Source organism: Lysinibacillus contaminans, assembly GCF_001278945.1.
Lineage (GTDB): Bacteria > Bacillota > Bacilli > Bacillales_A > Planococcaceae > Lysinibacillus > Lysinibacillus contaminans.
Genome location: NZ_LGRV01000007.1, coordinates 469,412 through 490,275, shown reverse-complemented (window position 1 = coordinate 490,275; position 20,864 = coordinate 469,412). Strand labels below are relative to the sequence as shown.

The 20,864-nt window shown below is 39.2% G+C and carries 16 protein-coding genes; 5 read left to right on the top strand and 11 right to left on the bottom strand.

The genetic code is table 11. From position 1 onward, the window contains the following. Positions 1-204: 204 nt before the first annotated feature. The gene (locus AEA09_RS18450; RefSeq protein ID WP_082332727.1) at positions 205-2,331 is read right to left on the bottom strand and encodes an ATP-dependent Clp protease ATP-binding subunit; all 2,127 of its coding nucleotides are present in this window, start codon (positions 2,329-2,331) and stop codon (positions 205-207) included. 232 nt (positions 2,332-2,563) lie between these two features. Between AEA09_RS18450 and AEA09_RS18445 the strand changes: the two genes are divergently transcribed. Further along, positions 2,564-3,250 (top strand): Crp/Fnr family transcriptional regulator, encoded by a 687-nt coding sequence (locus AEA09_RS18445; protein WP_053585469.1) that lies wholly within the window; start codon positions 2,564-2,566, stop codon positions 3,248-3,250. Between the two features lie 138 nt (positions 3,251-3,388). Here AEA09_RS18445 and AEA09_RS18440 read toward each other — a convergent pair whose 3' ends face one another. Both AEA09_RS18440 and AEA09_RS18435 read right to left on the bottom strand, forming a co-directional pair. Beyond that, complete coding sequence (locus AEA09_RS18440) at positions 3,389-3,697, bottom strand: metal-sulfur cluster assembly factor (RefSeq protein WP_053585415.1); 309 nt, start codon at positions 3,695-3,697, stop codon at positions 3,389-3,391. Positions 3,698-3,749: 52 nt separating this feature from the next. Next, on the bottom strand, positions 3,750-4,514 hold the full coding sequence (locus tag AEA09_RS18435) for a prolyl oligopeptidase family serine peptidase (RefSeq protein ID WP_053585414.1): 765 nt from the start codon (positions 4,512-4,514) through the stop codon (positions 3,750-3,752). 122 nt (positions 4,515-4,636) lie between these two features. Here AEA09_RS18435 and AEA09_RS18430 point away from each other — a divergent pair, with 122 nt between their 5' ends. Further along, entirely contained in the window at positions 4,637-5,446 is an 810-nt protein-coding gene (locus tag AEA09_RS18430) for a Cof-type HAD-IIB family hydrolase (protein ID WP_053585413.1), read from the top strand. Positions 5,447-5,528: 82 nt separating this feature from the next. Further along, positions 5,529-6,386, top strand: coding sequence for a DegV family protein (locus AEA09_RS18425; protein ID WP_053585412.1), 858 nt, complete (start codon positions 5,529-5,531; stop codon positions 6,384-6,386). A gap of 47 nt (positions 6,387-6,433) precedes the next feature. On the opposite strand, the gene AEA09_RS18420 is transcribed toward AEA09_RS18425, so the two are convergent. The 8 genes from AEA09_RS18420 to AEA09_RS18385 all read right to left on the bottom strand — a co-directional run bounded on the left by AEA09_RS18420 (position 6,434) and on the right by AEA09_RS18385 (position 19,659). Beyond that, positions 6,434-7,903: an alpha-amylase family glycosyl hydrolase gene (locus AEA09_RS18420; protein ID WP_053585411.1), complete on the bottom strand. Its 1,470-nt coding sequence runs from the start codon at positions 7,901-7,903 to the stop codon at positions 6,434-6,436. Positions 7,904-8,094: 191 nt separating this feature from the next. After that, a complete protein-coding gene (locus tag AEA09_RS18415; RefSeq protein WP_053585410.1) occupies positions 8,095-8,460 on the bottom strand; it encodes a YisL family protein in 366 nt (121 codons plus the stop codon). Between the two features lie 78 nt (positions 8,461-8,538). Beyond that, the gene (locus AEA09_RS18410; protein WP_053585409.1) at positions 8,539-9,441 is read right to left on the bottom strand and encodes a fumarylacetoacetate hydrolase family protein; all 903 of its coding nucleotides are present in this window, start codon (positions 9,439-9,441) and stop codon (positions 8,539-8,541) included. A gap of 55 nt (positions 9,442-9,496) precedes the next feature. Beyond that, positions 9,497-10,666, bottom strand: a complete 1,170-nt coding sequence (locus tag AEA09_RS18405; protein ID WP_053585408.1) for a DUF418 domain-containing protein — start codon at positions 10,664-10,666, stop codon at positions 9,497-9,499. Between the two features lie 434 nt (positions 10,667-11,100). Further along, positions 11,101-14,823: a helicase-exonuclease AddAB subunit AddA gene (addA, locus tag AEA09_RS18400; protein WP_053585407.1), complete on the bottom strand. Its 3,723-nt coding sequence runs from the start codon at positions 14,821-14,823 to the stop codon at positions 11,101-11,103. A gap of 1 nt (position 14,824) precedes the next feature. Further along, complete coding sequence (gene addB / locus AEA09_RS18395; protein ID WP_053585406.1) at positions 14,825-18,337, bottom strand: helicase-exonuclease AddAB subunit AddB; 3,513 nt, start codon at positions 18,335-18,337, stop codon at positions 14,825-14,827. Between the two features lie 131 nt (positions 18,338-18,468). Next, positions 18,469-19,095: a TVP38/TMEM64 family protein gene (locus tag AEA09_RS18390; protein WP_053585405.1), complete on the bottom strand. Its 627-nt coding sequence runs from the start codon at positions 19,093-19,095 to the stop codon at positions 18,469-18,471. 12 nt (positions 19,096-19,107) lie between these two features. Continuing rightward, entirely contained in the window at positions 19,108-19,659 is a 552-nt protein-coding gene (locus AEA09_RS18385; protein WP_053585404.1) for a helix-turn-helix domain-containing protein, read from the bottom strand. 124 nt (positions 19,660-19,783) lie between these two features. On the opposite strand from AEA09_RS18385, the gene AEA09_RS18380 reads away from it, so the two are divergent. Together AEA09_RS18380 and AEA09_RS18375 are read left to right on the top strand one after the other, a co-directional pair. Continuing rightward, the gene (locus AEA09_RS18380; protein WP_082332726.1) at positions 19,784-20,515 is read left to right on the top strand and encodes an AzlC family ABC transporter permease; all 732 of its coding nucleotides are present in this window, start codon (positions 19,784-19,786) and stop codon (positions 20,513-20,515) included. After that, entirely contained in the window at positions 20,512-20,838 is a 327-nt protein-coding gene (locus tag AEA09_RS18375) for an AzlD domain-containing protein (RefSeq protein ID WP_053585403.1), read from the top strand. Before AEA09_RS18380 ends, AEA09_RS18375 begins: the two co-directional genes overlap by 4 nt. The last annotated feature ends 26 nt before the right edge of the window (positions 20,839-20,864 follow it).

Below are 20,864 nucleotides of genomic sequence, written 5' to 3'. Positions count from 1 at the left end.
ATGAGGTGTCCTTTTTTTTGATTCATTACTAAAATATTCTACAGTTCAATAAGCACTTGGAATGGAGGGCAGCTATGGGGCGGCGACTCCAGCGGAAAAAGCGTCCGCCCGGTGTGTAATGTGCTCTCAAGTACAGATTTCATTCCAGGGTTCATCTACTATGCAAAAATTTACATTTTCATTCGTCACAATTGTTGGTTTACTTTATTTTTCTACAACACATTTACCGTCACGTATTGTAACGCGAAGTGCTTCACCAGGTAAAACTTCACCACGTAGCAATTCTTTTGCAACAGCTGTCTCAATATATCGTTGTACATATCGTTTTAATGGACGCGCACCAAATTGTGGATCCGCGCCTTGTTCAACTACCCAATGAATAACTTCTTCGTCCACTTCTAATGTAATTTCTTGCTCTGCTACACGCTTCACAAGTTGCCCAACATATTTCCAAGCAATCGCTGTAAAGTGTTCATCCGTTAATGCATGGAACATGATAATATCATCCATACGGTTTAACAATTCTGGTTTGAAGTGCTGACGTAATGCCGACATTACTAAATCCTCTACCGTTGGATCGTCTTTTTTGGCTTCCATTAAATAGCTAGAACCAATATTAGACGTTAAGATCACAACTGTATTCGTAAAATTCACCATACGTCCTTGGCTATCCGTAATACGACCATCATCTAAAATTTGCAGTAAAATATTTGCGACATCGGGATGTGCTTTTTCGATTTCATCCAGCAATACAACAGAATAAGGATTACGACGAACAGCTTCAGTTAATTGACCACCTTCCTCATAGCCAACATAGCCAGGAGGTGCACCAACAAGCCGTGAAACACTGTGCTTTTCCATATACTCACTCATATCAATTCGGATGAAGTGATCTTCTGAATCAAACAATTGAGCAGCAAGTGCTTTGGCTAGCTCTGTCTTACCAACCCCAGTTGGACCTAAGAACAAGAAGCTACCAATCGGACGTTGCGGATCTTTAATCCCTGCACGCGCACGCCACACCGCTTCCGTTACGAGTTGAACGGCATTATCTTGCCCAACAACGCGTTCATGTAGCGTATCTTTTAAACGTAATAATTTTTCACGTTCTCCTTCTACTAATTTTGTAACAGGAATACCCGTCCAACGAGAAACGATGGATGCTATTTCATCTGCTGTTACTTCTTCGCGCAAAATACGCGTCTCAGTACCGTTTTCTAATTGTTGTTCCATTACTTGAATTTCTTTTTCGAGTGTTGGAATTTTACCATGACGTAATTCAGCAGCTTTGTTTAAATCATATTTACTTTCTGCTTCATCTAAGTCACGACGGTATTTATCAAGCGTTTCACGTTTTTTCTGAATACCCTGCAGTGCTTCTTTCTCAGTTTCCCATTGAGTGCGCATGCCTTCTGAGGATTCTTTCAGTTTTATAAGCTCTTCACGAAGCTGTTCTAAACGTTTTTTACTCGCATCATCTTTTTCTTTTCGCAATGCTTGTTCTTCAATTTCAAGTTGCATAATACGTCGTGTCACAGCATCTAGCTCTTGAGGCATCGAGTCGATTTCCGTACGAATCATCGCACACGCCTCGTCGATTAAATCAATCGCTTTGTCTGGTAAGAAACGTTCTGTAATATATCGATTTGAAAGTTCTGCTGCTGCCACAATGGCACGATCATGAATACGTACCGCGTGATGTAGCTCAAAACGCTCTTTTAAACCACGTAAAATCGATACTGTATCTTCAATAGAAGGTTCGCGTACTAAGACTTGTTGGAATCGACGTTCTAATGCTGGGTCCTTTTCAATATACATACGATATTCATCTAACGTTGTTGCTCCGATACAATGCAATTCACCACGAGCAAGCATTGGTTTCAACATATTCCCAGCATCCATCGCACCATCAGTTTTACCAGCACCTACGATTGTATGGATTTCATCGATAAATAAAATGATACGTCCTTCTGCATCTTTCACTTCTTTTAGAACACCTTTTAAACGTTCTTCAAATTGACCTCGATAGCTTGCACCGGCGATTAACGCACTCATATCCAGTTCATACAATATACGATCTTTTAATCCTTCTGGGACATCACCTTTGACAATACGTTGCGCTAAGCCTTCGACGATAGCCGTTTTACCAACACCTGGTTCCCCAATTAATACCGGATTATTTTTTGTTTTACGCGTTAAAATGCGAATGACATTACGAATTTCTTCATCACGACCAATAACTGGATCCATTTTACCGTTTTTCACTTCTTCAATTAAATTACGACCAAATTGCTCTAATGGTTTTTTATCATCAGTTTGTTGAAATTGCATAGTCAGCATCTCCTTTAAAATGTTTGACCTTCTTTGACTAACTTTATTTTACAACATCCGACAGGGCCATGCAAAAAATAAGCTTTCAAAAAATAATACCTATAAATGGAAGATTATGTTATAATAATTGTGTGTTTCGTTGTTTTAGTATATCGAAAAGATTAATCATCATCCTTTTGTAATATTATCGCTAATTGCACGAAGAAAGGGATGGGTTTGATGTATGGTCATAATGGATAACACGCAAGAGAAAATTCACACTCTTTTTAAAAATCACGGTATTTTTATAAAAGTGGACAAAGATAGTAAGATTTTTTTAGAAGGCGAACGTGCTGAGGAAGTTTTTTATATTAAATCCGGCGCCATTCAAATCAGTCAAGAAACCGAAAGTGGTAAAGAATTAACGATGCGTATTTGTGGACCTGATAGCATCATTGGTGAAAACTCATTATTTTGTCACCTTACTTATAACTCTATGACTGCAAAAGTATTAGAACCTTCCATATTATATGTGCTTAGTCGTAAATCAATGGAACAATTATTAACAGAACAACCGATGATGATGGTGGAATACATGAAGTGGCTCCAAATTGAAAATTATAAACACCAAAGTCGTTTACGTGATTTAGTACTAAACGGAAAAAAAGGTGCTTTGTTTTCTACACTGATTCGACTAACAAACACATATGGAAAGCCTTTAGAAGATGGTACTATTATCATTAATTTTCCGTTTACAAATTTAGAGATTGCCAACCTTTGCGGAACTAGCCGGGAAATGATTAATCGTATGCTGAATGATTTAAAGAAACATCATATCTTATCATTTGATAAAGGCTACATTACTATCCATGATTTAAAATTTTTAAAAGACGAAATCTCCTGTGAAAATTGTCCTCTACAAATTTGTCGTATAGATTAGTCTTTTTACGATAAAAATCCCCGCCTGCTGTTATTGCAGACGGGGATTTTTTTAAGTGACTATAAATATGTGATTTAGCGCAAGAAATCGTGAAGATTTTACCGTTGCACTTGTCCACAGGCATTTTCACTATTACTATTAACGTACGCCTAAAGCTATTTTTGCATAGCGTGACATTTTGTCTTTTGACCATGGTGGATTCCATACAATGTTAACGTTTACGCTCTTCACTTCCGGTAATTCACTAAGTGCTGTCTGGACTTGATCTACAATAACTGGTCCCATTGGACACCCCATTGATGTTAAAGTCATTGTGACAGTCGCCGCACCCTCATCATCTAAATCTACATCATATACTAAACCTAAGTTGACAATATCAATGCCCAGCTCAGGGTCAATTACATTTTCTAATGCGCCTAACATGCTATCTTTCATATCTTGATCCATTTTATTTCTCCTCTCCACACAGTGTTAACCTCATCATAGCAGATGAGACTTATTATGCCAAATGCTCCGTTAGCCAATCTGTTGCCGCTAGCAAGCCATCGCGTGTAATAGCATGTCCTGCTTGATTGTCTACCACAAAATTTAAATTTTCTGGGTGTTCATCATAATATGCACGTAATTTCAAATAGAATGTATATGTATTTTTAAATGGTACCGTTCCATCCTTTTTTCCATGCCAGAAGAAAACAGGACGTCCAGCAAACTTTTCAGGCGTTAAAGTTATATCATAGCTAGCTAATAAATCATTACTTTTAGCAATTTCCTCGTCTGTCATTGGCCAATTAAGTCCATTCGCTGCAAGTTGTTTTAATTGGTGTTTTCCTAACTCTACAAAACCAGGAGCGCCCATACAAATAGCTGCAGTAGTTATCCATTTATAGCGCTTTAAGCAACCTGATGTCGTAATTGCTCCCATTGAAGAACCTGCAACGCCAATTTTATTACTTTCTAGCAAATGATTATTCTTCAAATAATTAAATAATCCCTCTACTTCATGAATAGAATTTAAGACAATCTCCCAAAAGCGCAAATTCATCTGCATTTCAGTTAAACCTTCACTGCGGTCCCCGTGCAATTTTGCATCTGGTAATAGGACTCGCACCCCTTTATGTACTAACTGATAAGCATAATGTAGATTATGTTCTTTCGCACTCATAAAACCATGCAGGAAGATTACAACAGGTGTTTCTTCGTTCATTTCGACCGTATGTACGTGTAATAAAGGAATACCTTCCCACGTCTCTTTCGCTACAATCATTTTTATCACTCCCAAATTTTCTTACTCTATTATGTTAGCAAACTTTTTTCTACGTGACAAAGTTTTGACGGATTAAGGACTAAAGGATACTATTCATACATAGAGGAAAGGGGCAACAAGATATGAAACCGCATTTAATCGTTTTAGATTTAGACGGCACATTACTAACAGACCAACAACAAATTTCAGCAAAAACAAAAAACGTATTATTACTGGCAAAAGCCCAAGGACATCAAGTAATGATTGCAACAGGGCGTCCATATCGTGCAAGTAATGTTTATTATCACGAACTCGGCCTGACAACACCAATTGTTAATTTTAACGGAGCGTATATTCATCATCCTAAAAATGCAGCGTGGCAAACTATGCATACACCAATCGACTTAAACGTTGTGCATAACGTTTTAGAGTCTGTGAATGCCTATGAATATGAAAATATTATTGCAGAAGTAAAAGACGATATTTATGTCCATACTGAGGACAATCGTATTTTAAATATTTTTAATATGGGTAACCCCAAAATTACGCTAGGTGATATATCTACGTACCTACAAGAAAATCCCACGAGCCTACTCATTCAAGCAAACGAACAAAATTCGATGATTATTCGTGACCATTTACAAGATGTGCATGCTGAGGTGATTGAGCATCGTCGTTGGGGAGCACCACTGCATATTATTGAAATCGTACGTCGTGGCTTGAATAAAGCTGTCGGTCTCTCATATGTCGCAAAAGATTTAGGTATTCCACGCGAGCGTATCATTGCCTTTGGCGATGAAGACAATGACCTTGAAATGATTGACTATGCTGGTGTCGGTGTTGCAATGGGCAACGGCATTTCATCGTTAAAAAACATCGCAAATGAGATTACAGCAACGAATAATGAAGACGGCATTGCTAAAATACTCATTGAACGCTTGAAATTGTCATAAGTAACTAGTAAGACAATTGACTTTCAATTGTTTTTTCGTTTAAATTTTGAAAATGAAGCATTTTATGAAGGAGGAAGTTTACATGAAAATTTTCACAGATAGCGGATGTGATTTACCAAAGTCTTACTATGAAGATCACGATGTAGTGTTATTACCATTACGTGTTCAGTTGAATGGTAATGAATACGATGATGTACTTTCGATTGACTCGAAAGAAATTTATGAAGCCATACGAAATGGTGCACATCCCAAAACATCTCAAGTGTCACCGGAACTTTTTCTATCCCATTTTGAACAATTAGCTAAAAGTGGTGAGGAAGGTATTTATATCGCCTTTTCTTCAGAATTATCAGGTACATATGGCACTGCAATGATGATCCGCAACCAAGTACTAGAACAATATCCAACACTAAGACTAGCGATCATTGATTCGAAATGTGCATCTTTAGGACATGGCTTCCTCATTGAAGAAGCTGTTCAATTACGTGATGCTGGTTCTTCTGTTGATGAAATCGAGGCAAAAATTAAAGCTCTAGCGCCTCAAATGGAACACTTATTTACAGTAGAGGACTTAGATTACTTAGCAAAAGGCGGTCGCTTATCAAAAACTAGTGCCTTTTTAGGTGGCCTACTAAGCATTAAACCTATTTTAAATGTTGAAGATGGAAAACTTGTTCCTATCGAAAAATTACGTGGTCGTAAAAAAGCAATTGCGCGTATGCTTGAGTTGATGCAGGAGCGCGGCGGTAATTTTTCCGATAAAATTGTCGGCATTAGCCATAGTGATGACTCTGCCTTCGCTAATGAAGTAAAGGCAGCCATTCAAGAAAAACTAGCACCAAAAGCGATTCAAACAACGATGATTGGATCTGTTATTGGCTCCCATGTCGGGCCAGGTACCATCGCCATTTTCTTCGCCAACAAAAGTTATCAGGCATAAAAATACCCCCTACACATTCGCTTGAATTGTGTAGGGGGTATTTGTTTTTATTTTTCCATATCTTGCTCTTGACGACGTTTTTTACCACGTTTAATAATGACAATAACAAAGCCAATAAATAATACGTAAACTAAGCCAAGTGCCACCATATACGGAATATTTAATCCTTCATCGTCTTTTACTTGATAGATTTCAACCATTTCACGGTCTAAAATAACAGGAAAGACGTTTTTTTCATTCAAGCGGACCTTTTCTTCATTTAAAATACCATTCAACGCTTTATCGTCACCTAATTGCTCTGGTGTTAAATTGACGCGCTGTGTTTTACTTGTGTTATTAACCATGATAACCCATTTTTCTTCATCCGATGTACGGGTAAAGACAAGTAAGCCGTTTTCATTCGTAATTACTTCAAAATCTCCGTTACGAAGGGTTGCAGATTGATTACGTAAGGTCTGCACGTCTTCGATATAGTCGATTAATTCTTCATCCGTTTTAAAGTTATAAAATTGATGTGTATCGGGTGCTGTTTCACCATTCATCGCAATTTCCGTACCGTATTGCACAACAGGTATCCCTGGTAACATAAACAATGTACCCATCGCCATTTTTAAACGGGTTGGTGGAAACATGTTTTCATTTGCAGAGTCAAATGTAAATCGATGTGTATTGAGTGTATCTACCATAATCTGCGCTGGCTGGTCACCTGAAACAGGCTCCATTAGCTTTGTTGAATCCATATCAACATTTTTTAAAATATTTCGGTAAATATCAGCAGTTGCTAGAGAAAAAGTTGCGTCAAAGTTCGCATCACTTTCTTCATTAGCAATCACATACAACGATTTTTTGGTACCTTTTAAAGCTTCAATCATTGCATTCACAAATTCTGTATCAGCATCCGCTAGATTTGTTAAACGAATACCGCCAATATCGTATGTAGAAACAAATTCAGTTGCCGCTTCAATAAGTGCGGCTTGTACATCTTTATTTGCTAAGTCCCACTGTACTTGCCCGTTATTTTTTGAGACAATCCAGCTTTGTTTCGCTGAATCCTTCGCCCACTCATGATTTGGACTTACATTACTTAATGGGAAATCAATCATAATCGACATATTTTTTGCTTTATACGCTTCAATGACACTTTCAAACTCTTTGGCTGTTCCAAAATGCTCTTCTAACGTTGTATAGCTTGTTGGCATCGAGCCATCGTATTTCTCAGTATCAAAAACAGTTCCAATAGAAACGATACTAAAGCCCATATCGCCGATAAATGTTATTTTATCTTGTAAACCAGTAAAGTCTCCTCCTGCAAATTTAGAAGGATCTTTCGTATTTGTATCAAAATCGTTATCACCCGTACCATTAAAGAAACGGTCAACGAGTAAATCATAGATGCTTTCCTCAGCCATCGTTCTTTTTTGTACTTCATCTGCTTGTGCTAATGGCGTAGCCCCAAATAATGAAGTAGCGATTAATAGCGCTGCTGCTGTCCCACTTACCCACTTCTTAAATTTCAATTATATTCCCTCTCTTTCAAACCAATCCATTGTCATTTTACCAAATAAAGCATAGACGTCGCTATCTTTTCGAGATATTTTCCCGAAATGAAAAAAAATTGCGACAAAAAGGTGTCATTCTAATGACTAAAAATAATTATGAGCATACAAAAAGTCGTGAAGCAAACACTTCACGACTTTTAAATAAATCATTATGCTAAGAAATTAATATTCATTGGTAGCTTGAATCCTAAGAAGAATGTGATGAATAAGAACACCGCAAATAATCCCCAGAACATACCAGTTGGTTTGTTTTTCTTTTGACGAACTAATACCATTTCCATCATACCGATTACTAAAATACCAAATAGGAACTTCATGCCGTAAAGCATAGCGTCTGCACTAGAGTATTTAAAGAATAATGCAGCACCTGTAATGATGATTAAAATGTAAAATAGACGCAATGCCATATGTAGACCTTTTGATTGCTTGCCACTAAGTGCTGCAATTAAAAAGAGTACGATACCGACTACCCATGTAGTAATGTGTAGATGCACTGAACTTGTTAAAAAATCCATTTGTTTCCCCACCTCATAATTTTTCTATCAGATTCTATCCTATCATGTGGTGGAAATGGTTTCAAATATTACAGATTTTTATTCGAAATGGTTCACTAATGTGCCGATGCCTTGAATCGAAACCTTTACAGTATCACCAGCTTTTAAAAATTGTGGTGGCGTCATACCTTTACCAACACCCGCCGGCGTACCTGTTAAAATAACGTCTCCAGGCTCTAGTGTCACATGTTTTGATAGAGTTGCTACTAATTCTTCCACTGTAAACATCATATCTTTTGTCGAACCATTTTGACGCACTTCATCATTTACTTTTGTCACAACCGTTAACTCTTGTGGGTTTGGAATTTCATCTTTTGTGACAAGGTATGGACCAAGTGGGCAAGTACCTTCTAGACTTTTACCTAAGAAATATTGTTTATGCTGATCTTGCAAGTCGCGTGCTGTAATATCGTTACCAATCGTATAACCAAATACATAATCAAATGCTAAGTTTTTAGGAATATTTTTACCGCGCTTCCCAATCACGACTGCAAGCTCACCTTCATAATCCATTTTAGAAGAAAGGTCTGCGTGAATAGATAGCGTCTGACCATCCGCTGCGATGGCAGTTGGTGATTTTGTAAATACCATTAAATCTGTTGGTGCTGCTTCTGCACCCATTTCCTTTGCATGCTCATCATAGTTTTTACCAATGCACAATATATTTTTGGGCGTGCGTGGAATTGGTGATAGCCATTCGATGACTGTGAATTCACGCTTGAAGCTTTCTGCACGGTCTGATTTTTTAGCTGCTTCTACTAATTTACGAATCTGTTCAACAAAATCGAAGCCTAGTGCAATTCCATCAACGATTGAATTTGAAAAAGAAGGGAGAACTTGAAGTTCATTTTGAATAGCGAGTACATCCCATACTGCTTCTTCTTTTTTTACTTTTGGTCCGAAACTTACATGTCCACCTAATTTAAATGATAAAATTTTCATGATTTAAAAGCTCCTTCTTTTTTCTACATGATACAACAATACGTTGCAAATTACCTTACTTTTCAGATAACATTTTTTTGTACGTAAATTTTCGCCAAATCAACTCTAATGGCCCTTGCTTAAATTTCGATAGCCAAATTTCAGCGATGACCATTTGTACCACAATAATTCCTACAGCGATCAACACACCCGTAGCAACACTTACCTTACCATACCAGCCTAGTCCAAATTGGTAAAATAAACATGTTCCGATAATAGACTGCATGATGTACATCGTCATTGACATACGCCCCATCTTTGCAAAAGGACTTAACAACTTAGGCACAATTGGCAGTAAACAAAGTAAAACAATAAGTGCAATATAACCCACTGATAAAATGGGTCCACCTACATACACTTTTAAATAATCGAGTAAGTACGTTCTAGTTTGCATAATAGGTAAACTTTTCACAAAAATACCTACTGCTAGTCCAATTACCGCTAGCGCTACCCAAAGCCACTTTAATTCTTTTGCTCGTTCCACTATTTTCCATTTTGATGCAGCTGCTCCTATTAACATATACGGTAGGATTGTAAATAATGACAAAATCCACATAAGTACACTTGCCTGTAAGGTCAGATCATCTAACCGTTGCATAAAAGCATCCACCCAGTTACCAGAACCATACGCAGTAATGGCCTTCTCTACTGCTACAATGTCTATGTAAGTATCTTCCACAACTGCATTAAAATTAATGAACCCCATAACAAACAGCATTAAAATCTGCATAAAACCATTAATAATAATTCCTGTTAACAATAGCCAAATCGGTTTCATACGTAGAAGTAGCAATAAAAAAACGCCACAAAACGCATACGTCATTAAAATATCGCCCCACCAAATCAATACAGCATGCACTAGACCAAAAACAAACAATACAGTTAAGCGACGGAAACCAGTTCCGTAAAAACTCACTTCACGGCTTTGTGCCTTTTGCCACTGCATCGCTAATCCGTAGCCAAACAGCATAGCGAATAACGGATAAAAACTACTTTGTACATAAATGTCTAAGTTTTGCTGCCATACAATATCGGATGGTGTTGTAAACCATGTCGCTAAATCGATATAAGGCATTGGCAAATAAAAGGCATACATATTGACTAGTAAAATTCCAAATAAACTAAATCCTCGTAAAATATCTAATGTTACAATACGTTCCTGCAACATCGTCGGCTTAAAATTCAAAAAAACCCTCCTCTAACAAACGTTCCCCTTTATATTACTCTAAAGTGGAAAATCAGCCCAATTCTTTTTTTATAATGGTTCATCACCAAAAGTCGGGGATGACATTTGATTTAATAATGCTTATTGATTGGAGTGGAGGCTTTGCTCTGTAGCTGACGGCATTCGCCTTTCGCTACAGAGCAAAGCTTCCTGGGGGATTAGCGTCCTAGATGAGACCCTGGAGCTAGCACTAGGGGAACGAAGGCTAAAAACGTCACGTCCTGTGACAACGCCTTCGTGACCAACATCCTGTAGCTGTCGCTACAAAAAACATCTGTTGCCCCGAAGCGGCTCATCAGACGCCCCCCCGAAAGCGCCCAGCCGGAAAGGAAATCAACTCCTAGTTATGGTGATGAACCTTAATAATGGACTGATTTTCCCTCTTTAAGGTTGCCTTATTCCGCATAAAGCTCTCTTCCAATATCGAATAAGTACAATACTTTTTCACTGACTTTAATATGCAATATTGATTCAATGGCTTCACTATAAACACGTAATTGCACAGCGTAGCGCCCCAGTATTTCTTTAGATAAAGCAGGTTCTTCTGCAAAATGCGCTTGAATATGGTCGGTTTTATAATCGAGTAACACCCAGTTACCTTGTGCATCTTCAAATAAGCAGTCCACAATCCCTTGTATGATTTGTGCGTCGCCATCCTCATCCACATGACTAATTGTAAACGGCATTTCTCGACGAATTTGCTTTGCTTCTTTAAAACGCTGGCCAATGTCTGTTGTAAAGAAATGCACAATTTTTTCATTGGGCACAACTTTTGCTTCAGCCTCTGTTAATAATTGTTTTGCTACTAAATCCTCAACGAATGTTTTAACCTCTTGCACAGTTGCAAATCCCCACTTTGGCACATGTTGCATAATTGTATGGACAACTGTACCGATTTCAGCACCTGTCATGCGTTTTTCCTGTAAAAATGTTGGTCTTGGTGCAATTGTAGAAGCCTGTTTTTTGGGGGCAGTGAAGAAATATTCAGGTTCTTCCTGACGCTGTAAATTTTCGATGCGTTTAATTTCGCTAACCGATGTTTTCGAGCGTTTTAATGTTGATTTTTGGAACTTATACTGCGCTTGGAAGCGGCGATTAATTTCATCGAATAACTCCTGATCTTCTATTGTTGCTAATTCTTTTTGTAGTTCTTCGTGATCTATCGGCGTTTCGTAATCGAATGCTAATGTCGACATGGCTTGTACAAACCACCTAGATGGATTGTCTACCGTTTTATATGGTTCGTCTGCTAATGGCGCGAAATCAATATGCCTTGCAACAGCTGGCCCTACCCAGTCAAAATAGCTATTCGCACGCGCACGTAAATATTCTTGTAACGGCGCATCCAGTGGTAAGCTTTGTGCATCCTGCCATTTTTCGCGTGTTTTCTCCCAATTTTTTACCGAACCGACTAAAACAAGTCGCTCCTTCGCACGTGTCATTGCTACATAGAGCACGCGCATTTCCTCAGCACGCATTTCTAATTCCTTTTTCTCCTTCATTGCTAAAAATGGCAGTGAAGTATACGTAATACGATCTTCAGGATCAATTGCCTTCACGGCCAACCCGTAATCCTGGTCAAATAAATACGGATTATGGAAATCCATTTTGTTGAACGGACGCCCCATACCTGCGACAAAGACAACAGGGAATTCCAATCCTTTTGATGAGTGAATAGTCACAAGACGCACAACATCATCTTTTTCACCAATAGATTTAGCTGTTCCTAAATCATCTCCGCGCGTACGCATACGGTCGATAAAACGGAGGAATCGGAATAAGCCACGAAATGCTGTTTTTTCATACATCAAGGCACGATCATGCAAGACACGCAAATTCGCCTGACGCTGCCTACCATTTGGCATTGCCCCTACCATTTCGTAATAATGCGTATCTAAATAAATCTTCCAAATCAAATCCGACAGTGAGCCACGACGTGCTAAATCACGCCAATTTTCAAACTGCAGCATAAAACGTTGTAGCTTTTCAAATGTTACCGATTGTACACCACGCCCCTCGCTACGTACGAACTGCTTTAAAGCATCGTAAAATGGCGCTTTCGGCTCTGCTAGACGAATTTTAGCCAATTCATTTTCCGTTAATCCAACAAACGGTGCACGCAATACAGAAGCTAGAGGGATATCTTGGTATGGGTTATCAATGACCTTTAAAGTATTTAGCATAATCATCACTTCAAGTGCATCAAAATAACCTTTTGATGACTCAGCATAGAGCGGAATGCCGGCAAGCTTAAATTCCTCTACTAAATCTGCTGACCATGTCATCGAGCGCATTAAAATCACAATATCACGGTACTTTAACGGACGTTCTGTCCCAGATTTCGTATCATAAACAGTCGTTCCTTCTGCCATTAACTGCTGAATCCGTTCAATAATAAAACGCGCCTCATATTGAGATTTTTTCAATTCTTCTAACTCAGATGCTTCACTAGCAACTGACTCAGCTTGTTCTTCTTCATCTAGAGCTTCCTCTTGCGGTGGATGTAAAATCGTTAACTCTACTGGTACTTCCTTGTCATCATATGGTGCGGCCGGTTTCAACGATGCATTATCATCATAGTCAATTTCCCCAACTCGCTCGCCCATAATTTGTGCAAATACATAGTTCGTCCCATGTAAAACTTCTTTTCGACTTCGGAAATTCGCATTCAAATCTATACGCATCCCTGTCTCTTCTGGCTCCTCCACGAAGTTTCCATATTTACGCATAAAGAGTTTTGGTTCTGCTAAACGGAAGCGGTAAATGCTTTGCTTAACGTCCCCCACCATAAAGAGATTACCGTCTTGTTCATCTCCACTTTTCACAAGTTGCAAAATCGTTTCTTGAAGCATATTCGTATCTTGGTATTCATCAACAAGTACTTCTTTAAAACGTTTTTTAAAATCCAATGCTATTGGTGATGGCTGTAAACCCCCATCCACTTCCACCGTTAAAATTTGCAAGGCAAAATGCTCTAAATCTGAAAAGTCAATAATGCCACGTTCTAATTTAGCCATACTAAACTGTTCACTAAATCGTTCAGTCAGCTCCACTAATGTTTCGATCGCCGGTGCCATTAAGCGAATTTCTTCTAGTAGGCGGGCTGGTGTTCGAACAAAATATGTCTCTTTCATCTTGTTGACAATTTTCTTGGCCGCTTCACGCTTTTTCTTCGCCAAATCTTGCAAATCAGGGTTGGCCAAAGAATCCTTCTTTACACTTTTTAACTTCGTCCATTTCACTGTCCCAAAATAATCATATAGCTCTTGCCAAGATCCTTCACGACTAATTCGAATGCCCTCTTGTATCATGGCAAAATCAATTTCAGCTGTTTCTGCATAAGGAGCTGGTCCATCAGGTTTTAACGTAATCTCTCGCATTTCTGAAATAAGGACAAATGCTTCCTCTAAACTGTGTTTAACAGTCAACTTTACATATTGAGACAACTCTAAATCATCAATCGTCACTTCATCAGCTAGCTTGTACCCCTCTGGTAAACTTCTTAGCCATTTGAAAGGCTCTGCATGGACACGCGATGTATCGTAGAGTTTACTCATCAATATTTCAATCGCTTGGTCATCACGGTCTGACGTAAAGCTATCAATAAGTCGATACAAAGCATGTGCCTTTGCCTCATCCGGCGTGTCATAGGCGGCTTCTAAAACGTCAGCAAGCACATCATCGCGTAATAACGCCACTTCCGCCTCGTTTGCAATACGAAAACCTGGATCGATTTCTAACATATACGCATACTGCTTGACGATTGCTAAGCAGAAGGAATGCAATGTTGAAATTTGTGCCTTATTAATAAGACTTAATTGACGTCGCAAGTGCGAAGATGTTGGATTTTCTACGATAGCTTTTTCAAGAGCTTCCGCCATTCGATGTCGCATTTCGGCAGCAGAAGCATTCGTAAAGGTTACAACCAAAAGTTCATCTACATTAATAGGATTTTCTGTTGCCACTACTTTTTCAATCATTCGATTGATGAGCACCGCTGTTTTTCCGGAACCGGCCGCTGCCGACACAAGTGTATCCTGTCCACTTGCATAAATAGCTTTCCACTGGTCATCTGTCCATGTGACATTTGCTGGCTTCACGGGTATTGTTTGCACCATATTACTTCAACTCCTCACGAATTTTCTCAACGACTTCCACAGGCTTTGCTTGTGGTAATTGGCGATAGCTTTGCTTGCCGTCGGATGGGTCAAATTGACAAACAGACGTGAATTGGCAATAATCACACGCTGTTTTTGATTTTAATTTATAGGGGCTTATCGCAGTATCGCCTGCTAAAATACCATTCCCTGCTTCTTTGTGCTTTTGGCGCACAAAATGTTGAATGTTCTTCATATCATTGACAGGTACGATGCGAGACTGCGATTCAGATGGTGTGCCGTCTTTTTTCATGTAAACAGGCACAATTTGTGAATAGCCTCCACCTTCCTCAAGTTGTTCATCCATCGACAAAATCACCTCTGGATTTTCTGTCAGTAGCCCCTTCATTTTGTATTGCTTAAGTCGGTCCGTTTCAATCTCACTTTCCGCCATATCCTTATCGAGTTTCAACATTGGATTGTGCACATGGACATATAAAACGCCTGCTGGCTCCGCATCTCCTGGTAGCCAATACGAAGAATTTTCCATCGCAACATCTAAATATGTCAATACCTGTAGTGAAAGCCCATGATACACCTCATTTAAGTCTAAATCCCGACTTGATGATTTATAATCGACAACTCTCAGATATGAACGATCAGCTATGGTCGCACTATCCACTCGGTCAATACGCCCACGCATATACATTTTCTTACCACCTTCTAAATCAATTTCAAGTGGAGGCAACTGCTCATCACGCCCTGGACCGAATGATGCCTCAATTGCAATCGGTTTAAAATGTGAGACATTGGCATGCTGGGACAACGCCATCATCGTACGTTCAACGATTCGCATAAGCTTGCGCTGTATATAGCGATAACGCGCACTCGACAATAAAATCTGATGTGAAAATACCGGCACAATTTGTTCAACAGCCTGACGTGACAATTGCTGAATTTGCTGTTTCGTTAGACGAACCCACGAAATTTGCAGGCGCTGTGTTTCCTCCGTAATCCATTTCAATGCCTCATGAAATAAATCACCCATCGCAAATGATTCCAGACGATACTCAGCACGCTCCTCTAAACGTAAGCCATACGTCGTAAAATGTGAGAATGGACAGCGGAAGTATTTTTCCACGCGCGATACACTCGACGTTAATTTTGAACCATATAATTCTTGCGTAATATACGGTTCCAGTGCCTCCGCTTCATTTTTATGCGTTACTGGGTGCATGACACGTTGCAAAATAAGCGCCCAGTACGGATCCTGCTCATAAAATTTCTTCAATGCCAACCACTCGGGCGCAAGCTCTCGACTATGTTCCGCTTGACGCAGTTGCACCATTAAGTAAGAAAGTGCCGTTCTAGGATGACGTAAATAAGTAAGTGCCGTTTTTTCTGTTAGCTCCTCAATTGGATCAATCACCATACGTTGCACCGTTACACCACTTAATAATCCAGCTGTTTTGTCATCACCGATTATTTTTTTAATATAGAGAGATGCGAGTAATGCTTTTCCTTCTTCATCTGCAGTAGGATAGGTCATGTATAATTTTTCAGATGGCGTCGTTAAGGCACGATATACTAAAAAGTTTTCCTGTAATAGTCTATTTTTTGAAGTTGGTGCGAGCTCATAGCCAATTTGCGTAAACCATTCACGCTCCGTATCCGACAGTAACCCTTCATAATCCAAACGTGTTGGATAAACACCATCATTCATTCCTAATACAAAAGCTACCTTAATGTCTGACAAACGTGCCAATTCCACTGTCGCCACCGTGACTTCATCTAAAGTAGGTGGAATACGTGAAAATTCTAACGTATCGAAACCTTCATCTAAAATTTTCGCAGCTTCCTCGGCTGTCATTTCTTGCTCACCAAACATATATACAAACTGGTCAAGCACCGCAACCCACTGATTCCAAGCTTGGTCATGCTCACTAGCCGCAAGTACATCCCCTTTATCAATCTCTCGATCTTTCATCGCTTGAAGCTTTTCAAATACCTGAGCATCTTCTACTATTTCGAATAAGGCAATCGCAACATCACGACCTGTTTTCGCCATCTCTAGCTTGTCTTGAAATAGTTTAAGAGGAATCAGAATAATATCACGGATAGCTTCAATTTCTGCTTGCATCGCCCGTTCTTCGTCCGTTTGCACACGAGAATGGAACTCTAGCCCACGATATTTTTTATAAAACCAGCGTGACTCCTCAAACCAACGTTCACCGTAAATACCTTGTGCTAGACAGTAGTTTTCTAGACGATCAGCGCGCTCACGCCAAACACTTAGTTCCGACTGTACTGGGAAAAACAAATCTGTTTTCACACTTCGAAAGACTGGTTCATACTTCCAGTTAGACGTCACCACTTCCAAAACTGAACGACTAAACTCAATAAGTGGATGGTGTAGCATTGGTTTTTTGGAATTTAAAAACACTGGAATATCATATTGTGGGAAAATCGTTGCAATAAGTGGGTCATAGACGTCTACCTGACGGTAAAGTAATACGATATCTTTAAAACGGTATTGTCCTTGTCGCGTAAGTTTCGTTATTTCCCGGGCAATCGCATGAATTTCCGCACGACGGTTCGATGCCTCTATAACCGCTAAATCTCCCGAAGACGGTTTCGATTCTGGAATAATTTCAGAAAAAGACGCCTCTATATGACGTAAATCACCCGTCAGATAGCGATGTGTCGTCACAAAATGAAGCGGAGCATCGACCTCAATGCCTTCTTCCTGTGCAATATCATGTAATCGTTGATTTGTTGTCGCCGCTTCATTAAACAGTGACTGTTCATCATTTGCTTCGTCTGTGCGGTCAAATGGCAACACAACTGTAACTTGCTTTGTCACCTTTAGTAGCTCTTTCACAAGCTCTAATTCTCTCACTGTAAACGCAGTAAAACCATCAATGTAAACCGTCGCTTGTTTCATTATATTAGAATTTTTCAATTGCTCAGTTAAAATCGGATAATAGCCCTCACTATCCACATAGGTTGTACCTAGTCGTTCCTCTAATGCTTGTAATACAATTTGTAAATCATTCGTTTTTGCCTGCAATGTATTCGGTGCATCAATTGCCTTTAATGACTCCGAAACTTCCGCTAATACAGCACTATTAACGCTGTAACGACTGAATTCACGTAATAATGCTTCAATTTCTTCTGTAAAGCCACGTTTACCGGCAGCTTGTCGGAATAACGAGAAATCACTTTTTTGTTCCTCAAGTAGTTTGCGAATAAGCATGCGATAGCCGTAGCCATTCACTTCCTCACGAGCAATACCACCCGTTTCCTGTAACACTAACCAGGCCAAACGCTTAAAAGTCATTACTTGCGCTCGAATTAATCCATTCAAGCCATGACCATTCGTGAGCTCATACTCGGTTGAATATGACATTTGGTCTGGCACGATAATGAAAATCGGATTTCCTAAAGGGTCACTTTTTAACTGTTCAACAATCTCTTCATGGATAAATGCCGATTTCCCTGTTCCTGCACGGCCAGATATAATTCGTAATGACATCCACTTCGCCCCTATCTTTACTGTGTTTATTCATAAGAACAGGCTCACTTTGATAACTTACCTGTCCAACTCTAAAAAATATCCTTTCTACCATTTTACATGATACAAAGGACATTAAGTGTACAACTAAACTATTCATTTTTATCCAATTTTCGAGCATGCTTCAAATCCTTTTCCACTCGTGCATTTAATCGCTTCTCCATCAATTTCCCAATCCACCACAATATTAAAATGGCAACAGCGGCACTCACTAGCCGAACTGGGCTCGTCAGCAATGCTTTTAAATCATAACCGAGCACACTCATCCCTAAAATCATCACGAATTTACCAGCTAAAAGCACGATTAAATAAAATTCCTTACGAATATGTGAAAGCCCAGCCACAATGTTCACAAGTACCGATGGTGTAAATGGAAAGCACAGTAGCACAAATAATGGGCTAATTCCATTCATGTCCACCCATTGAATGAGCCTTTGTATCTTTTTTCCACCAGTTAAAAATCGTAGCTTTGGATGTTTGCCAAAATGGCGGACGATTAAAAACACCACATACGACCCTGCCACAGAACCTAGCCATGACAGTAAAAAGCCAAGCCATAAACCAAACGCACTTGCATTTGCCACAACGAATACAACCAGTGGTAAAAACGGTAGAAATGCCTCTAAAAATGGCAATAACAAACCTATAAGTGGCCCCCCAAGTGACCGATATTGCGTCGCAAGATTTTCTATATTTTCGACAGTAAACCATTCACTCAAGTGTCAACACCTCTATTTATATTGCAAAATTAAATGTAAAATCGTTAACGATTCCGATGTATTTTTATATTCATGATCTTGATGACCTGAAAATACTAGTGTATCTCCTTCAACCAATAGTTCATGCATATCACCAGCAGAAATTAAAGCTTGCCCTTGGATAACAGTTACGGTTTCTTCTACTCCTTCCGTATGCGCGTCACTTTTACTCCATGACCCAGGCTCCATCTCAATTTTATAAAACTCCCAGCCACGCTCTGGATCGTAAGGAATAATTGAATATACACGATAACGCCCCTCATCCTCATCAACATGCGGTGCATCCTTACTGCTAAATTTCATAAAGTGTGCCGTTGGTGGCTGTAACAATGACGAAAAAGAAATACGTAAACCTGCAGCTATTTTCCAAATGGTTGATACAGTTGGATTGGACTCACCTTTTTCAATTTGTGCGAGCTGTGCCTTACTAACACTTGTTAACTTCGCCATATCATCTAAGCTAAAACTACGTTGCTGTCTGATTTTTTTTAATTGAAAGGCTAAATTACGACTCATTTGCTCCATCTTTACTCACCAATTTCTATTGTATATTTTAAAAGACATATGTATACTTTAATAAACATATCAGAACTATCAAACTATTCCATCATTATTATACATGGATTTTTTTCGAAAGGATGACCTATTTATGACAAGTATGACTGAACTCCAAGATAGACCAGCTACCTCATACGACGATAGCTTTCTGCAAGGAGTCAAAGATTGTATTCCTACTTTACTAGGCTATATTAGCATAGGACTTGCTTTCGGGGTTGTAGGTTCCGCTTCCGGTTTATCTATACTCGAAATTGCTCTTTTAACTATTCTTGTCTATGCAGGGTCTGCACAATTTATTTTTTGTGCGCTACTTTTAACAAGCAGTCCTGCCTCTGCTATCATTGTAACCATTTTTGTCGTAAATCTACGCCATTTATTAATGAGTTTAACATTGGCCCCACATTTTACTCGTCATTCGATGCTACGGAATGTCGGCTTTGGCACACTTTTAACAGATGAAACATTTGGTGTTGCTGTGACGAAGCAAATGCAAAATGGCAAACTGTATGGCAAATGGATGGATGGGCTCAATATTACGGCGTATTTATTTTGGATATTATCTTGTGTTGCAGGAGCCTTTTTAGGAAAGTGGGTAGCTACCCCTGAGAAATGGGGCTTAGATTTTGCACTCATTGCTATGTTTGTTGCGCTCCTTGTATTACAACTCGGAAGTGTCGGAAAAAGCAAAGTCATGCATTATTTGAAGTTAATCGGCTATATGGCTGTCATTATGTATGGCTTATCCTATATTGTACCCTCACACGTAGCAGTACTTGTTGCAACAATGATCGTTGCGACAATTGGGGTGGTGACGGACAAATGACAACAACAGCTTCTATGATTTGGCTTATTATTGGCTGTGCACTAGTAACCTGGTTGCCGCGTATTATTCCATTCATGTTCGTGCGCAGTGTTAAGTTACCTGATGTCGTATTGAAATGGCTTAGCTTCATACCTGTATGTATTTTAAGTGCACTTGTCATTGAAAATTTATTGGATACAGAGAGTCAAAGCTATGTCACACTCGATTGGCCAGTATTTATTACCTTCGTGCCAACGCTACTAATTGCACTGGTGACAAAAAGTTTGTCCATTACAGTTGTTGCAGGGGTTATCATTATGGCAGGTGTACGTTTCTTCATGTAAAAAGGTGCTTTGCAGAAATAACGCTG

Bases quoted from the DNA above. Each gene is read 5' to 3' on its own strand.
- AEA09_RS18440 (WP_053585415.1), bottom strand. From the start codon at position 3,697: ATGGATCAAGATATGAAAGATAGCATGTTAGGCGCATTAGAAAATGTA.
- AEA09_RS18445 (WP_053585469.1), top strand. From the start codon at position 2,564: ATGGATAACACGCAAGAGAAAATTCACACTCTTTTTAAAAATCACGGT.
- AEA09_RS18380 (WP_082332726.1), top strand. From the start codon at position 19,784: ATGACAAGTATGACTGAACTCCAAGATAGACCAGCTACCTCATACGAC.
- AEA09_RS18450 (WP_082332727.1), bottom strand. From the start codon at position 2,331: ATGCAATTTCAACAAACTGATGATAAAAAACCATTAGAGCAATTTGGT.
- AEA09_RS18435 (WP_053585414.1), bottom strand. From the start codon at position 4,514: ATGATTGTAGCGAAAGAGACGTGGGAAGGTATTCCTTTATTACACGTA.
- AEA09_RS18410 (WP_053585409.1), bottom strand. From the start codon at position 9,441: ATGAAAATTTTATCATTTAAATTAGGTGGACATGTAAGTTTCGGACCA.
- addB (WP_053585406.1), bottom strand. From the start codon at position 18,337: ATGTCATTACGAATTATATCTGGCCGTGCAGGAACAGGGAAATCGGCA.
- AEA09_RS18430 (WP_053585413.1), top strand. From the start codon at position 4,637: ATGAAACCGCATTTAATCGTTTTAGATTTAGACGGCACATTACTAACA.
- addA (WP_053585407.1), bottom strand. From the start codon at position 14,823: ATGGTGCAAACAATACCCGTGAAGCCAGCAAATGTCACATGGACAGAT.
- AEA09_RS18375 (WP_053585403.1), top strand. From the start codon at position 20,512: ATGACAACAACAGCTTCTATGATTTGGCTTATTATTGGCTGTGCACTA.
- AEA09_RS18425 (WP_053585412.1), top strand. From the start codon at position 5,529: ATGAAAATTTTCACAGATAGCGGATGTGATTTACCAAAGTCTTACTAT.
- AEA09_RS18415 (WP_053585410.1), bottom strand. From the start codon at position 8,460: ATGGATTTTTTAACAAGTTCAGTGCATCTACACATTACTACATGGGTA.
- AEA09_RS18385 (WP_053585404.1), bottom strand. From the start codon at position 19,659: ATGGAGCAAATGAGTCGTAATTTAGCCTTTCAATTAAAAAAAATCAGA.